Annotated in this window: 14 protein-coding genes; 10 read left to right on the top strand and 4 right to left on the bottom strand. The window is 66.9% G+C overall.

Annotation, left to right across the window (positions count from 1 at the left end):
* Nucleotides 1-97 precede the first annotated feature (97 nt).
* Nucleotides 98-871, top strand: coding sequence for a 1,6-dihydroxycyclohexa-2,4-diene-1-carboxylate dehydrogenase (locus GJV37_RS09185; protein WP_169887819.1), 774 nt, complete (start codon nt 98-100; stop codon nt 869-871).
* Between the two features lie 18 nt (nt 872-889).
* Here the strand turns inward: GJV37_RS09185 and GJV37_RS09190 are convergent, their stop codons facing one another.
* Nucleotides 890-1,762 carry a LysR family transcriptional regulator gene (locus GJV37_RS09190; RefSeq protein ID WP_024763347.1) on the bottom strand — a complete coding sequence of 291 codons (873 nt, stop codon included), beginning with the start codon at nt 1,760-1,762 and terminating at the stop codon, nt 890-892.
* 148 nt (nt 1,763-1,910) lie between these two features.
* Between GJV37_RS09190 and GJV37_RS09195 the strand changes: the two genes are divergently transcribed.
* The 9 genes from GJV37_RS09195 (at nt 1,911) to pcaC (ending at nt 10,267) form a co-directional block, all read left to right on the top strand.
* A complete protein-coding gene (locus GJV37_RS09195) occupies nt 1,911-3,032 on the top strand; it encodes a muconate cycloisomerase family protein (RefSeq protein ID WP_193452360.1) in 1,122 nt (373 codons plus the stop codon).
* Between the two features lie 42 nt (nt 3,033-3,074).
* The gene (catC, locus tag GJV37_RS09200; RefSeq protein WP_015477003.1) at nt 3,075-3,365 is read left to right on the top strand and encodes a muconolactone Delta-isomerase; all 291 of its coding nucleotides are present in this window, start codon (nt 3,075-3,077) and stop codon (nt 3,363-3,365) included.
* A 47-nt stretch (nt 3,366-3,412) separates the two neighbouring features.
* Complete coding sequence (gene catA, locus GJV37_RS09205) at nt 3,413-4,345, top strand: catechol 1,2-dioxygenase (protein ID WP_193452361.1); 933 nt, start codon at nt 3,413-3,415, stop codon at nt 4,343-4,345.
* Between the two features lie 271 nt (nt 4,346-4,616).
* Nucleotides 4,617-5,465, top strand: a complete 849-nt coding sequence (locus GJV37_RS09210) for a CoA transferase subunit A (protein WP_193452362.1) — start codon at nt 4,617-4,619, stop codon at nt 5,463-5,465.
* Nucleotides 5,465-6,247, top strand: a complete 783-nt coding sequence (locus GJV37_RS09215) for a CoA-transferase subunit beta (RefSeq protein ID WP_024767506.1) — start codon at nt 5,465-5,467, stop codon at nt 6,245-6,247. The genes GJV37_RS09210 and GJV37_RS09215 overlap by 1 nt, the downstream gene beginning before the upstream one ends.
* On the top strand, nt 6,244-7,449 hold the full coding sequence (gene pcaF, locus GJV37_RS09220) for a 3-oxoadipyl-CoA thiolase (RefSeq protein WP_065084133.1): 1,206 nt from the start codon (nt 6,244-6,246) through the stop codon (nt 7,447-7,449). The genes GJV37_RS09215 and pcaF overlap by 4 nt, the downstream gene beginning before the upstream one ends.
* A gap of 213 nt (nt 7,450-7,662) precedes the next feature.
* On the top strand, nt 7,663-9,033 hold the full coding sequence (locus tag GJV37_RS09225; RefSeq protein ID WP_193452363.1) for a 3-carboxy-cis,cis-muconate cycloisomerase: 1,371 nt from the start codon (nt 7,663-7,665) through the stop codon (nt 9,031-9,033).
* Nucleotides 9,034-9,042: 9 nt separating this feature from the next.
* The gene (gene pcaD, locus GJV37_RS09230) at nt 9,043-9,831 is read left to right on the top strand and encodes a 3-oxoadipate enol-lactonase (protein ID WP_193452364.1); all 789 of its coding nucleotides are present in this window, start codon (nt 9,043-9,045) and stop codon (nt 9,829-9,831) included.
* Nucleotides 9,832-9,868: 37 nt separating this feature from the next.
* Nucleotides 9,869-10,267, top strand: a complete 399-nt coding sequence (gene pcaC / locus GJV37_RS09235; RefSeq protein WP_024765605.1) for a 4-carboxymuconolactone decarboxylase — start codon at nt 9,869-9,871, stop codon at nt 10,265-10,267.
* Between the two features lie 150 nt (nt 10,268-10,417).
* Here pcaC and GJV37_RS09240 read toward each other — a convergent pair whose 3' ends face one another.
* The 3 genes from GJV37_RS09240 to GJV37_RS09250 all read right to left on the bottom strand — a co-directional run bounded on the left by GJV37_RS09240 (nt 10,418) and on the right by GJV37_RS09250 (nt 14,689).
* Entirely contained in the window at nt 10,418-12,373 is a 1,956-nt protein-coding gene (locus GJV37_RS09240; protein ID WP_193452365.1) for an acetoacetate--CoA ligase, read from the bottom strand.
* Between the two features lie 95 nt (nt 12,374-12,468).
* Nucleotides 12,469-13,239 carry a 3-hydroxybutyrate dehydrogenase gene (locus GJV37_RS09245; RefSeq protein WP_084359763.1) on the bottom strand — a complete coding sequence of 257 codons (771 nt, stop codon included), beginning with the start codon at nt 13,237-13,239 and terminating at the stop codon, nt 12,469-12,471.
* Between the two features lie 58 nt (nt 13,240-13,297).
* Nucleotides 13,298-14,689: a GntP family permease gene (locus GJV37_RS09250; protein ID WP_193452366.1), complete on the bottom strand. Its 1,392-nt coding sequence runs from the start codon at nt 14,687-14,689 to the stop codon at nt 13,298-13,300.
* Between the last annotated feature and the right edge of the window lie 25 nt (nt 14,690-14,714).

Below are 14,714 nucleotides of genomic sequence, written 5' to 3' on the forward strand. Positions count from 1 at the left end.
CGCGAACAGCTTCGCAGCGGGGCTTTGGTTCGCGAGCAAGGGCTAGGCGCCCCCCTCGGTCCTACAGGGCGGCTCGCTCCAGTGCCATGAGGTCACCATGAAAAGATTCAACAACAAGATTGCCCTCGTCACCGGCGCCGCCCAGGGCATCGGCCGGCGCGTCGCCGAGCGGCTGGTGGAAGAGGGCGCGAAGGTCATCGCCGTGGACCGTTCGGAGATCGTCCACGAACTGCGGGACGCCCTCGGCCAGCACGGCGAAGTCCTCACTCTCACCGCCGACCTGGAGCGTTTCGCCGACTGCCAGGGTGTGGTCGCGCAGACCATCGAGCGCTTCGGCCGCCTCGATATCCTGGTCAACAACGTCGGCGGCACCATCTGGGCCAAACCTTTCGAGCACTACGCCGAAGACGAGATCGAAGCCGAGGTGCGCCGCTCGCTGTTCCCCACCCTGTGGTGCTGCCGCGCGGCGCTGGTGCCGATGCTGGAGCAGGGCGCGGGCGCCATCGTCAACGTGTCATCCATTGCCACCCGCGGGGTGAACCGCGTGCCCTACGGCGCGGCGAAAGGCGGGGTGAACGCGCTGACCGCCTGCCTGGCCTTCGAGACCGCCGAGCGCGGCGTACGGGTGAATGCCACCGCACCCGGCGGCACCGAGGCGCCGCCCCGGCGCATCCCGCGCAATGCAGCGCAGCAGAGCGAGCAGGAGAAAGTCTGGTACCAGCAGATCATCGACCAGACCGAGAACAGCAGCCTGATGAAGCGTTACGGGACCATCGACGAACAGGTCGGCGCGATCCTCTTCCTCGCCTCCGACGAAGCCAGCTACATCACCGGCGTGACTTTGCCGGTGGGTGGCGGCGACCTGGGCTGAGGCGCCGCCATGTTCTGCTTACGGCAGGTTCGCGCCGATCAGTTGCAGGCAGCGTTGCAATGGCGTGCTGACGTCGCCGCGGCGCTGGCTGAGGATGATCGGCGAGACCGCCTCGGCGTCGGTCAGCCTGGCGTAGCCGATGTCGGCGCGGTGCTGCTGTTGCACCGACGCCGGCACCAGTGCCACGCCCAGGCCGGCGGCGACCAGGCCGATGGCGGTCTGCAGCTCATTGGTCCACTGCGTCACGCGCACGCTCAGGCCATGGTTGGCGAACAGCGCCAGTACATGGTCGGCATAGCTGGGGCGCGGGTTGGCGGGGTAGAGCACGAAGTCCTCGCCGGCCAGTTGCGCCAGGCTCAGCGGCGCGCCAAGCAGGCGATGCCCGGCCGGCAGCACGGCGACCATCGGCTCCTCGCGCAATACCTGCTGGGTAATGGCGGGGTCGTCGATGCGGATGCGCCCGAAGCCGATGTCGATACGCCCGCTTTTCAGCGCCTCGACCTGCTGCACTGTGGTCATTTCCTGCAAACCCAGCTCCAGCCCGGCATCGCTGCGCAGCTCGCGGATCAGCTCGGGCAGGCCGTCGTACAGCGTCGACGGCGCGAAACCGATGCCGAACCACTGGCGCTCGCCCAGGCCGATGCGCCGGGTGCTTTCGCAGATGCCCTCCAGCTGCGCCAGCAGGGTGCCGGTCTGCTCGTGGAAATAGCGTCCGGCGTCGGTCAGGCGCAGCGGCCGGCCGCGCTCCAGCAAGGGCACGCCGAGCAGTTCCTCGAGCTGCTGGATCTGCCGGCTCAGCGGTGGCTGGGCGATGTGCAGGCGCTCGGCGGCGCGGGTGAAGTTGAGGGTGCCGGCCACTTCGCGGAAGTAGCGCAGGTGTCGCAGCTCCATGATACCTCCAGGGTATGCAACAAGACGGCATCGATATTGGACTGCCTGCAGGCCCCGGCGCAATCCTTTGCCAAACGTGAAAAGACCTTCCGGGTATCGCCGACGTGCGTCCCGGCCCATCCAGAAATCCCAGACCGGAACGCCGTCCATGAGTAGCCCCGTCATCGAACGCATCGAGTCGATCATCGTCGACCTGCCGACCATTCGCCCGCACAAGCTGGCCATGCACACCATGCAGCAACAGACGCTGGTGATCATCCGCCTGCGCTGCTCCGACGGCGTCGAGGGCATCGGCGAAGCCACCACCATCGGCGGCCTGGCCTACGGCAACGAAAGCCCGGAGAGCATCAAGGCCAACATCGACGCGCACTTTGCGCCGCTGCTCCAGGGCCAGGACGCCAGCAACATCAACGCCTGCATGCAGCGCCTGGACAAGTCGATCAAGGGCAATACCTTCGCCCGCTCCGGGATCGAGAGCGCGCTGCTCGATGCCCAGGGCAAGCGTCTCGGCCTGCCGGTCAGCGAGTTGCTCGGCGGCCGCGTGCGCGACAGCCTCGAAGTGGCCTGGACTCTGGCCTCCGGCGACACCGTCCGCGACATCGCCGAAGCCGAGCAGATGCTCGACATCCGCCGTCATCGCATCTTCAAGCTGAAGATCGGCGCCAACCCGCTGGAGCAGGACCTCAAGCATGTGGTGGCGATCAAGAAGGCCCTGGGCGAGCGCGCCAGCGTACGTGTCGACGTCAACCAGGGCTGGGACGAATCTCAGGCCATCCGTGGCTGCCAGGTGCTCGGCGAGAACGGTATCGACCTCATCGAACAGCCCATCTCGCGCATCAACCGCAGCGGTCAGGTGCGCCTGAACCAGCGCAGCCCGGCACCGATCATGGCCGATGAGTCCATCGAGAGCGTGGCCGACGCCTTCAGTCTCGCCGCCGACGGCGCCGCCAGCATCTTCGCCCTGAAGATCGCCAAGAACGGTGGCCCGCGCGCCGTGCTGCGCACTGCACAGATCGCCGAAGCGGCGGGCATCGCGCTGTACGGCGGGACCATGCTCGAAGGCGCCGTCGGCACCCTGGCCTCGGCCCACGCCTTCATCACCCTGGAGAAGCTGACCTGGTCCACCGAGCTGTTCGGCCCGCTGCTGCTAACCGAGGAGATTGTCACCGAGGCGCCGGTTTACCGCGACTTCCAGCTGCACGTACCGCGCACGCCCGGCCTGGGCCTGACCCTGGACGAAGAGCGCCTGGCGCGCTTCCGCCGCACCTGATTTTCAACCTGTTCCCGACTGCCCGATAGAGGAGATGACCCGATGCTGTTCCACGTGAAGATGACCGTGAAATTGCCCGTCGACATGGACCCGGCCAAGGCCGCCCAGCTCAAGGCCGACGAGAAGGAACTGGCCCAGCGCCTGCAGCGCGAGGGCAAGTGGCGTCACCTGTGGCGCATCGCTGGGCACTACGCCAACTACAGCGTGTTCGACCTCGCCAGCGTCGAGGAACTGCACGACACCCTGATGCAGCTGCCGCTGTTCCCCTACATGGACATCGAGGTCGACGGGCTCTGCCGCCATCCGTCCTCGATCCATGCCGACGACCGCTGATTTTCGTTCCGTACGACTCGACAAGAACAAGACTTGAGGATCGCACCATGACCGTGAAGATTTCCCAGACTGCCGACATCCAGACCTTCTTCGAAGAAGCCAGCGGCGCCCTGAACGATCAGGGCAACCCGCGGGTGAAGAACCTCGTCCTGCGCATCCTGCAGGACACCGCCAGGCTCATCGAGGACATGAACGTCACCCCCGACGAGTTCTGGAAAGCCGTGGACTACCTCAACCGCCTCGGCGCGCGCCAGGAGGCCGGGCTGGTCGTCGCCGGCCTGGGCATCGAGCACTACCTCGACCTGCTGCTGGACGCCCAGGACGCGGCGGTCGGCATCGAAGGCGGCACCCCGCGCACCATCGAAGGCCCGCTGTACGTGGCCGGTGCGCCGCTGTCCGAGGGCGAGGCACGGATGGATGACGGAAAAGATGCCGGCACCGTGATGTTCCTCTCCGGTCGCGTGTTCGACCTCGACGGCAAACCGCTGGCCGGTGCCGTGGTCGACCTCTGGCACGCCAACACCAAGGGCACCTACTCCTACTTCGACAGTACCCAGTCCGAGTACAACCTGCGCCGGCGCATCGTCACCGACGCCGAAGGCCGCTACCAGGCGCGCAGCATCGTGCCCAGCGGCTACGGCTGCCCGCCGGACGGCCCGACCCAGGAGCTGCTGAACCAACTCGGCCGCCACGGCCAGCGCCCGGCGCACATCCACTTCTTCATCTCCGCGTCGGGGCATCGCCACTTGACCACGCAGATCAACCTGGCCGGTGATCAGTACCTGTGGGACGACTTCGCCTACGCCACCCGCGATGGGCTGATCGGCGAGGTGCGTTTCGTCGAGGACGCGGCGGCGGCCAAGGCGCGCGGTGTGGAAGGGCGCTTCGCCGAGATCGAGTTCGATTTCCAGCTGCAGCGGGCCGTCGCTGCCGGAGCCGAAGACCGCAGCAATCGTCCTCGCGCGCTGCAGGAGGTCTGACCGGGTAGGACCGAGGGTACGCCCAGTCCTTGCTCGCGAACGGATTCTCCGGCTGCTCCGGCGCCGGGCGGGTTCGCGAGCAAGCTCCCTCCTGCAGGGGGCTGCGCCTCCCGCGCACTCGCTCAAATGGCAATCCTCACTCGCAGCGCAGCCGTTAGTCCCCTAAGAGAAGTGTTCGATATTCGCACCAATAGTCGATTATCGCATTGTTTGCCCATCCCCCCGGCGGTACCTTTTTCCCACCTGCACCACCCCTACAACGAGACCGACCATGGCTGAACTCCTGACTCTCCGCGAAGCGGTCGAGCGCTTCGTCAACGACGGCGATACCGTCGCCCTCGAAGGCTTCACCCACCTGATCCCGACCGCCGCCTCCCACGAGCTGATTCGCCAGGGCAAGAAAGATCTGCACCTGGTCCGCATGACGCCGGATCTGGTCTACGACCTGCTGATCGGTGCCGGCTGCGTACGCAAGCTGACCTTCTCCTGGGGCGGCAACCCTGGCGTCGGTTCACTGCATCGCCTGCGTGACGCGGTGGAGAAGGGCTGGCCGCGCGAGCTGGAGATCGACGAGCACAGCCACGCCGACCTGGCCAACTCCTACGTCGCCGGTGCCTCGGGTCTGCCGTTCGCGGTGCTGCGCGCTTATGCCGGCTCCGACCTGCCGAAGGTCAACCCGAACATCAAGTTCATCAACTGCCCGTTCACCGGCGAGCAACTGGCTGCCGTGCCTTCGGTACGCCCGGACGTCACCGTGATCCACGCGCAGAAGGCCGACCGCAAGGGCAACGTGCTGCTGTGGGGCATCCTCGGTGTGCAGAAGGAAGCCGCACTGGCCGCCAAGCGCTGCATCGTTACCGTGGAAGAAATCGTCGACGACCTGAACGCGCCGATGAACTCCTGCGTGCTGCCGACCTGGGCGCTGTCCGCCGTCTGCCTGGTGCCCGGCGGTTCGCACCCGTCCTACGCCCACGGCTACTCCGAGCGCGACAACCGCTTCTACCAGGCCTGGGACCCGATCGCCCGCGACCGCGACACCTTCAACGCCTGGATCGATACCTACATCCGCGGCACCAAGGATTTTGCCGAGTTCCAGACCAAGCTCGCGGAGGCCAAGTAATGAGCGCCTACAGCACCAATGAAATGATGACCGTGGCCGCCGCCCGCCGCCTGAAGAACGGCGCCGTCTGCTTCGTCGGCATCGGCCTGCCGTCCAAGGCTGCCAACCTCGCGCGTCTGACTGCCTCGCCGGACGTGGTCCTGATCTATGAATCCGGCCCCATCGGTGCCAAGCCCAGCGTGCTGCCGCTTTCCATCGGTGACGGCGAGCTGGCCGAAACCGCCGACACCGTGGTGCCCACCGGCGAAATCTTCCGTTACTGGCTGCAGGGCGGGCGCATCGACGTCGGCTTCCTCGGCGCGGCCCAGGTCGATCGCTTCGGCAATATCAACACCACCGTCATCGGCGACTACAACAAGCCGAAAGTGCGCCTGCCCGGCGCCGGCGGCGCGCCGGAAATCGCCGGTTCCGCCAAGGAAGTGCTGATCATCCTGAAGCAGTCCCACCGCACCTTCGTCGACAAGCTGGCCTTCATCACCTCGGTCGGCTTCGGCGAGGGCGGTGACCACCGCCAGCAATTGGGCCTTCCCGGAAAAGGCCCGGTGGCGATCATCACCGACCTGTGCATCATGGAACCGGAAGCCGGCAGCAACGAATTCATCGTCACCTCGCTGCACCCGGGCGTGACCCGCGAGCAGGTCGTGGAAGCAACTGGCTGGGCGATTCGCTTCGCCGAGCAGGTGAGCGAAACCGTCGCGCCGACCGAGGTCGAATTGGAAGCCCTGCGCGCCCTGGAGGCCCGCACCGCTGCCGCCCATGGTCAGCAGGGAGGTGAGGAATGAGCCGCGAGGTCTTCATCTGTGACGCAGTGCGCACGCCCATCGGCCGCTTCGGCGGCGCGCTGGCCGGTGTGCGCGCCGACGACCTCGCCGCCGTGCCGGTGAAGGCGCTGGTGGAGCGCAATCCGCAGGTCGACTGGGCCGCGCTGGACGAGGTCTACCTCGGCTGCGCCAACCAGGCCGGCGAGGACAACCGCAACGTCGCGCGCATGGCGCTGCTGCTGGCGGGCCTGCCGGAGAGCGTGCCGGGCGTGACCCTCAACCGTCTCTGCGCCTCTGGCCTGGACGCGGTGGGCACCGCCTTCCGCGCCATCGCCAGCGGCGAGGCCGAACTGGTCATCGCCGGTGGTGTGGAGTCCATGTCCCGCGCGCCCTACGTGATGGGCAAGGCCGACAGCGCCTTCGGCCGTGGGCAGAAGATCGAGGACACCACCATCGGCTGGCGCTTCATCAACCCGCTGATGAAGGCGCAGTACGGCGTGGACGCGATGCCGCAGACCGCCGACAACGTGGCCGACGATTACAACGTCAACCGTGCCGACCAGGACGCCTTCTCCCTGCGCAGCCAGCAGCGCGCCGGCGTCGCCCAGGCTTCCGGTTACTTCGCCGAGGAAATCGTCCCGGTAGTGATCAAGGGTCGCAAGGGCGAAACCGTCGTCGACACCGACGAACACCCGCGCCCGGATACCACCCTGGAAGCGCTGGCCAAGCTCAAGCCGGTGAACGGCGAAGGCAAGACCGTCACCGCCGGCAACGCCTCGGGCGTCAACGACGGCGCTGTGGCGCTGATCCTCGCCAGTGCTGAAGCGGTGAAGAAACACGGCCTGACACCGCGTGCGAAAGTACTCGGCATGGCCAGCGCCGGCGTCGCCCCGCGGGTGATGGGCATCGGCCCGGTGCCGGCGGTGCGCAAGCTGCTGGAGCGCCTGAATCTGTCGATGGATCAGTTCGACGTCATCGAGCTGAACGAAGCCTTCGCCGCGCAGGGCCTGGCGGTGACCCGTGAACTTGGCGTCGCCGATGACGATGCGCGGGTGAACCCCAACGGCGGCGCCATCGCCCTTGGGCATCCGCTGGGCGCCAGCGGTGCACGGCTGGTGCTCACTGCTGTGCATCAGTTGCAGAAGACGGGCGGCAAGCTCGGTCTGTGCACCATGTGCGTGGGCGTAGGGCAGGGTGTGGCGCTGGTGGTCGAGCGGGTGTGATCCCAAGAGCCCCTCACCCTAACCCTCTCCCGGAGGGAGAGGGGATTGTCCGTCATGGCGGTGATTGCGTGCGCATCCTGAAGTGTCAGGATGCATGGCGGAATATCTTCTCACTGCGAACGGCTCCCTCTCCCGCTGGGAGAGGGCTGGGGTGAGGGCCGCCCAACGCGCCATACTGTCCCGACAACGCCCGCCGATCTCCGGAGCTGCCTCGTGAGCACCAACCTTCTGTTCGACGCCTACTTCACCCAGCCCGCCATGCGCGCGATCTTCAGCGACCACGGCCGGGTGCAGGGCATGCTCGACTTCGAGGCCGCCCTGGCTCGTGCCGAGGCCCGCGTTGGCGTGATCCCGGCGAACGCGGTGGCACCCATCACCGCTGCCTGTCGCGCCGAGCTCTACGATTTCGAGGCACTGGCCCAGGCCATCTGCAGCGCCGGCAATTCCGCGATCCCGCTGGTGAAGGCGCTGGGCAAGCGCATCGCCGCTGAGGACGCCGAGGCCGAGCGCTACGTGCATCTGGGCGCCACCAGCCAGGACGTCATGGACTCCGGGCTGGTCCTGCAACTGCGTGCTGCCATCGAGCTTCTGGAGAGTGATCTCGCTCGACTGGCCGACGCGCTCGTCGCTCAAGCACAAGCCCACGCCGGTACGCCCATGGTCGGCCGCACCTGGCTGCAACATGCCACGCCGGTCACCCTTGGCATGAAGATCGCCGGTTGGCTGGGCGCGATGACCCGCCACCGCCAACGCCTGGACGAACTCAAGCCGCGCCTGCTCTGTCTGCAGTTCGGCGGCGCTTCCGGCAGCCTCGCCGCATTGGGTGAGAAGGGCTTTGCCGTGGCTGAGACGTTGGCTGAAGAGCTGGACCTGCAACTGCCCGAGCAACCCTGGCACACCCAGCGCGACCGTCTGGTGGAGTTTGCCAGCCTGCTCGGCCTGATCGCCGGCAGCCTCGGCAAACTGGGCCGCGACCTCAGCCTGCTGATGCAGACCGAAGCCGGCGAAGTCTTCGAGCCATCCGCGCCGGGCAAGGGTGGTTCCTCCACCATGCCGCACAAGCGCAATCCGGTGGGCGCTGCCGTGCTGATCGGTGCGGCCACCCGTGCGCCGGGGCTGGTCTCGACGCTATTCGCCGCCATGCCCCAGGAACACGAGCGCAGCCTTGGCCTGTGGCACGCCGAGTGGGAAAGCCTGCCGGAGCTGTGTTGCCTCGTCTCGGGTGCCCTGCAACAGGCGCTGTCCCTCGTGCCGGGCCTGGAAGTCGACGCCGAGCGCATGCTCGCCAACCTCGACCTGACCCGCGGCCTGGTGCTCGCCGAAGCAGTGAGCATCGCCCTGGCCCAGCGTATCGGCCGTGATGCCGCGCACCATCTGGTGGAAAAGTGCTGCAAGCAGGCGGTGAAGGAGGGCGCGCACCTGCGCGTGGTGCTCGGCGCCAATGCCGAGGTCACTGCACAACTGAATGCCGAGGAGCTGGATCGTCTTCTCGATCCTGCCCATTACCTGGGTCAGGCGCGCCGCTGGGTCGAGCGCACGCTGGCCGAACACCAAGAACTTTCCTTGCGCAAAGAATCCCGATAGGAGCCTTGCATGCCTGCCGTACGTCTCGCCGATGGCGACCTGAACTACCAACTGGACGGCCCGGCCGGTGCGCCGGTGCTGGTGCTGTCCAACTCCCTGGGCACCGACCTGCACATGTGGGACGCGCAGGTCGCGGCCTTCGCCGAACACTTCCGCGTGCTGCGCTATGACACCCGTGGCCACGGCGCTTCGCTGGTCACCCCCGGCCCCTACAGCGTCGAGCAGAACGGCCGCGACGTGCTGGCGCTGCTGGACGCGCTGGACATTCCGCGCGCGCATTTCTGTGGTCTGTCCATGGGCGGCCTGATCGGTCAGTGGCTGGGCATCCATGCGCCGGAGCGCCTCTCGCGGCTGGTGCTGTGCAATACCGCCGCGAAGATCGGCACCCCGGAAGTCTGGAACTCGCGCATCGAGACCGTACTCAGCGGCGGTGCCAAGGCCATGCGCAACCTGCGTGACGCGTCGATCTCGCGCTGGTTCACCGCTGACTTTGCCGAGGCTGAGCCGGGCAAGGTGGAGCCCATCGTCGGCATGCTGGCGCAGACGTCGCCGGAAGGTTATGCGGCCAACTGCGCAGCCGTGCGTGATGCCGATTTCCGTGGCGAGATCGGTGCGATCACCGCGCCGACCCTGGTGGTCTGCGGCTCAGTCGACCCGGTGACCACTACCGAGGACGGCCGCTTCCTGCAGGCGCGCATTCCCGGCGCCGAGCTGGTGGAGTTCCGCGCTGCGCACCTGTCCAACGTGCAGGCGGGGGATGCCTTCAGCCAGCGCGTGCTTTCCTTCCTGCGCGCGTAATTGCTCGCTCCTACAAGGTTCCGATTTGGAGTTTGAGATGGACGAAAAAGAACGCTACGAAGCCGGCATGCAGGTGCGTCGCGCGGTACTCGGCGATGCCCACGTCGACCGCAGCCTGGCCAAGCGCAACGCCTTCAACGAAGAGTTCCAGGAAATGATCACCCGCCACGCCTGGGGTGACATCTGGACCCGCCCCGGCCTGCCGCGCCACACCCGCAGCCTGATCACCATCGCCATGCTGATCGGCATGAACCGCGAGGGCGAACTCACACTGCACCTGCGCGCCGCGCGCAATAATGGAGTGACCCGCGAAGAGATCAAGGAAGTGCTGCTGCAGAGCGCTATCTACTGCGGCATCCCCGCCGCCAACGCCACCTTCCACCTCGCCGAGGCGGTGTGGGACGAGCTGGGTACCGAGTCGCTGGACGACGCCTGATTCAGCGCCGCCCGGACCACGCATCCGGGCGGTGCCTGATTGGCTGATGCTCGTCCGCCCTACGACCCTGCGATAGTCCGAGCGGGGAAGTCTCGCGGAGAAACTCCGCTCCCATGAGATCAAGAGCCGCTCCCACGACTCTGGAGAGACTCAGCTCTCCAGCTCCTTGCGATCCCTGAACAACTCCAGCGCCTGCGGATTGGCCAGCGCATCGGTGTTCTTCACCGGCCGGCCGTGCACCACGTTACGCACCGCCAGTTCGACGATCTTGCCGCTGATGGTGCGCGGGATGTCGGTGACCGCGAGAATCTTCGCCGGCACGTGGCGCGGGGTGGTGTTGCTGCGGATGGTCTGGCGGATGCGCTCCTGCAGTGTCTCGTCCAGTTCCACGCCGTCGCGCAGGCGCACGAACAGCACCACGCGCACGTCGCCCTGCCAGTCCTGACCGATGGCGATGGATTCCAGCACCTGCTCGACCTTTTCCACCTGGCGGTATATTTCCGCGGTGCCGATGCGCACGCCGCCGGGGTTGAGCACGGCATCCGAACGACCATGGATCACCAGGCCGCGGTGCTCGGTTTCTTCGGCGTAGTCGCCGTGGGCCCACACGCCGGGGAAGGTGGCGAAGTAGGCTTCGTGGAATTTCTCGTCGTTTTCGTCGTTCCAGAAACCCACCGGGATCGATGGGAAGTGCTTCACGCAGACCAGCTCGCCCTTTTCACCGTGCACCGCTTTACCCGTCTCGTCCCAGACCTCAACTGCCATGCCCAGCGCCTTGCACTGGATTTCCCCGCGCCAGACCGGCGCAGTCGGATTGCCGATGGCGAAGCAGGAAACGATGTCGGTGCCGCCGGAAATCGACGACAGGCAAAGGTCGGGTTTCACCTCGCGGTAGACGTAGTCGAAGCTCTCGTGGGCCAGCGGTGAACCCGTGGAGAGGAGCGTCTTCAAACGCTCCAGCGAGTGGGTCAGGCGCGGGCGCACATTGGCTTTCTCCAGCGCCGCGATGTACTTGGCGCTGGTGCCGAAGACACTGATGTGTTCCGCATCGATCAGGTCCATCAGGCGCTCGGGGCCGGGGTGGAAGGGCGAGCCGTCGTAGAGCACCAGCGTGGCGCCGACGGCCAGGCCGGAGACCAGCCAATTCCACATCATCCAGCCGCAGGTGGTGTAGTAGAACAGCGTGTCGTCCTGCCCCAGGTCGACGTGCAGGCCGTGTTCCTTCAGGTGTTGCAGCAGCACGCCGCCGGTGCCGTGGACGATGCACTTGGGTACGCCGGTGGTGCCGGAGGAGTAGAGGATGTACAGCGGGTGGTCGAAGGGCACCGGGGTGAATACGGGCTCGCCGCCGCTGTGGAAGAAGTCCTGCCAGAGGCTGACCCGCGCCGGCGTCTGGAAGTCCGTGCGGCGCGCATGGCCGTTGGCGTAGGGGACGATCAGCAACTGTTCGAGGCTCGGCAACTGGGCGAGGATTTCGTTGAGCTTGGCGGTCAGGTCCAGCACCTTGCCGGCGTAGCGGTAGCCGGCGCAGGCGATCAGCACCTTGGGTTCGATCTGGCCGAAACGGTCGATCACGCCCTGGGTGCCGAAGTCCGGCGAACAGCTCGACCAGGTGGCGCCCAGGCTGGTGGTGGCGAGCATGCCGACCACGGTCTGCCAGGTGTTGGGCATGAAGGCCGCGACGCGGTCGCCGACGCCCACGCCGGCTTCGCGCAGGGCGCGCTGCAGGCCGGCGACCTGGGCGGCCAGTTCGGCGTGGCTGAGCACTTCGCGCTGTTCATCCTCGCTGACGGCGATCAACGCCGGCTTGTGGTCGCGGCGGCGCAGCAGGTGTTCGGCGAAGTTCAGGGTGGCGCCGGGGAACCAGCGCGCATCGGGCATTTCCGGGCCTTCCTCGAGGACCGCCGTGGGCGCCTCGTGGAATTGCACGTCGAAGCTGTCGACGATGGCCAGCCAGAAGGCCTCGCGCTCGGCGATGCTCCAGGCGTGCAGGGCGGCGTAATCGGGCAGGTCAAGGCCGTGCTGCTGCGCTACCTTGCGCCGGAAGGCGTCCATGCGGGTGGCGGCGATGCGTTCGGGGGAGGGGCTCCAGAGCGCCTGGTTCATCGACTACGACTCCAACTGATTCGTGTGGGACGGAAGGCACCGCCGACGAACGGTGCCTGCGCAGCATGTCACGAAGCGCCGCAAGAACCCTCAAGTCACTGGGCGACCCAGCCGCCATCCATGTTCCAGGCGGCGCCGCGGACCTGGGCGGCAGCTTCAGAACACAAGAATAGCGCCAGCTCGCCGAGCTGGTCGGCGGTGACGAAGTCCAGCGACGGCTGCTTCTCCGCCAGTAGGTCGTGGCGCGCCTGTTCGGGGCTGGCGCCGGCGGCGATACGCGCGTCGATCTGCTGTTGTACCAGCGGCGTCAGCACCCAACCGGGACAGATGGCGTTGCAGGTGATGGCCGTGGTGGCGGTTTCCAGGGCGGTGGTCTTGGTCAGGCCGATCACCCCGTGCTTGGCGGCCACGTAGGCGCTCTTGCCGGCGGAGGCGACCAGGCCGTGGGTCGAGGCGATGTTGAGGATGCGCCCCCAGCCGCGCTGGCGCATGCCCGGTAGCGCCAGGCGGGTGGTGTGGAACACCGAGGAGAGGTTGATGGCGAGGATCGCGTTCCAGCGCTCCACGGGGAAGTCTTCCAGCGCCGCGACGTGCTGGATGCCGGCGTTGTTGACCAGGATGTCGGGGCCGCCGAACTCGCGCTCGACGTAGGCGATCATCTCGGCGATCTGCTCGGGTTGTGCCATGTCCGCACCTTGGTGCCCGATGCGCGTGCCGTGCACCGACAGCTCGCGCACGGCCGCGTCGATGTCGCCGAAGCCGTTGACCACCACATTGGCGCCCGCCTGGGCCAGGCGCGCAGCGATGCCCAGGCCGATGCCGCTGGTGGAGCCGGTGACCAGTGCGGTCTTGCCCTTGAGTGTCATGCAAATCTCCTCTACAACGGAGCGGCCGCCGCGCGGCGACCGCTGGAAAACAACAGGTTTATACGATGCCGGTGGCGTAGAAAGTGCCAATCACCACGAACACCGCGAGGGTCTTGATCAGGGTGATGGCGAAGATGTCCTTGTAGGCTTCGCGGTGGGTCAGGCCGGTGACCGCGAGCAGGGTGATGACCGCGCCGTTGTGCGGCAGGGTGTCCATGCCGCCGGAGGCCATGGCCGCCACCCGGTGCAGTACTTCCAGCGGGATGTTGGCGGCGTGGGCGGCAGCGATGAACTGTTCGGACATGGCCGCCAGCGCGATGCTCATACCGCCGGACGCGGAGCCGGTGATGCCGGCCAGGGTGGTGACGGTGATGGCCTCATTGACCAGCGGATCGGGAATCTTCTTCAGTGCCTCGGCCAGTACCAGGAAGCCCGGCAGCGAGGCGATCACCGCGCCGAAGCCGTATTCCGAAGCCGTGTTCATGGCCGCCAGCAGCGCGCCGGAAACAGCGGTCTTGCTGCCCTCGGCGATCTTGCTGCGAATCACCGCGAAGCTGGTCACCAGCACCAGCAGGATGCCCAGCAGCAGCGCCGCCTGCACCGCCCAGATGCCGGTCAGCTTGGCCACATCGCTGGCCACCGGCGCGGCCATGCCGGCCAGTTGCAGGCTGTGGGTCTTGCCGTAGACCTGGGGAATCCAGTGGGTGAACAGCAGGTTGGCGACGCCCACCAGCACCAGCGGCGAGAGCGCCAGCAGCGGGTTGGGCAATCGGATGTCGTCCGCGGTTTCCGGCTCGTTGCGCAGTTCGTTGCCGTAGCCTTCACCGGCCGCGCGCGCCTTGCCGGCCTGGCGGCGGAGGAACAGCATGCCCACGGTGAACACGAACAGGCTGCCGATCACCCCCAGCCAGGGCGCGGCCCAGCCGGTGGTGTTGAAGAAGGCAGTGGGGATGATGTTCTGGATCTGCGGGGTGCCGGGCAGGGCGTCCATGGTGAAGCTGAAGGCGCCCAGGGCGATGGTCGCCGGGATCAGTCGCTTGGGGATATTGCTCTGGCGGAACATCTCGGCGGCGAACGGATAGACCGCGAACACCACCACGAACAGTGACACGCCGCCGTAGGTGAGCAGGGCGCAGACCAGCACGATCACCAGCATCGCCTGGCGGGTGCCGAGCAGGCGGATGGCCGCGGCGACGATGGAGCGCGAGAAGCCCGACAGCTCGATCAGCTTGCCGAACACCGCACCGAGCAGGAACACCGGGAAGTAGAGTTTGACGAAGCCGACCATCTTCTCCATGAACACCCCGGTGAAGGCCGGTGCCACGGCGGAAGGGTCGGTGAGCAGCACTGCCAGCAGCGCGGCGATGGGGGCGAAGAGGATCACGCTGTAGCCGCGGTAGGCGGCGAGCATCAGCAGGGCGAGGGCCGCGAGGGCGATGACCACGCTCATCGAAGTATCTCCAGTTGTCGCGCGG

The organism is Pseudomonas nitroreducens (genome assembly GCF_010994165.1).
Taxonomy (GTDB): domain Bacteria; phylum Pseudomonadota; class Gammaproteobacteria; order Pseudomonadales; family Pseudomonadaceae; genus Pseudomonas; species Pseudomonas nitroreducens.

Coding starts and splice junctions, on each gene's coding strand:
- GJV37_RS09185 (WP_169887819.1), top strand. CDS start 98: ATGAAAAGATTCAACAACAAGATTGCCCTCGTCACCGGCGCCGCCCAG.
- GJV37_RS09190 (WP_024763347.1), bottom strand. CDS start 1,762: ATGGAGCTGCGACACCTGCGCTACTTCCGCGAAGTGGCCGGCACCCTC.
- GJV37_RS09195 (WP_193452360.1), top strand. CDS start 1,911: ATGAGTAGCCCCGTCATCGAACGCATCGAGTCGATCATCGTCGACCTG.
- catC (WP_015477003.1), top strand. CDS start 3,075: ATGCTGTTCCACGTGAAGATGACCGTGAAATTGCCCGTCGACATGGAC.
- catA (WP_193452361.1), top strand. CDS start 3,413: ATGACCGTGAAGATTTCCCAGACTGCCGACATCCAGACCTTCTTCGAA.
- GJV37_RS09210 (WP_193452362.1), top strand. CDS start 4,617: ATGGCTGAACTCCTGACTCTCCGCGAAGCGGTCGAGCGCTTCGTCAAC.
- GJV37_RS09215 (WP_024767506.1), top strand. CDS start 5,465: ATGAGCGCCTACAGCACCAATGAAATGATGACCGTGGCCGCCGCCCGC.
- pcaF (WP_065084133.1), top strand. CDS start 6,244: ATGAGCCGCGAGGTCTTCATCTGTGACGCAGTGCGCACGCCCATCGGC.
- pcaD (WP_193452364.1), top strand. CDS start 9,043: ATGCCTGCCGTACGTCTCGCCGATGGCGACCTGAACTACCAACTGGAC.
- pcaC (WP_024765605.1), top strand. CDS start 9,869: ATGGACGAAAAAGAACGCTACGAAGCCGGCATGCAGGTGCGTCGCGCG.
- GJV37_RS09240 (WP_193452365.1), bottom strand. CDS start 12,373: ATGAACCAGGCGCTCTGGAGCCCCTCCCCCGAACGCATCGCCGCCACC.
- GJV37_RS09245 (WP_084359763.1), bottom strand. CDS start 13,239: ATGACACTCAAGGGCAAGACCGCACTGGTCACCGGCTCCACCAGCGGC.
- GJV37_RS09250 (WP_193452366.1), bottom strand. CDS start 14,689: ATGAGCGTGGTCATCGCCCTCGCGGCCCTCGCCCTGCTGATGCTCGCC.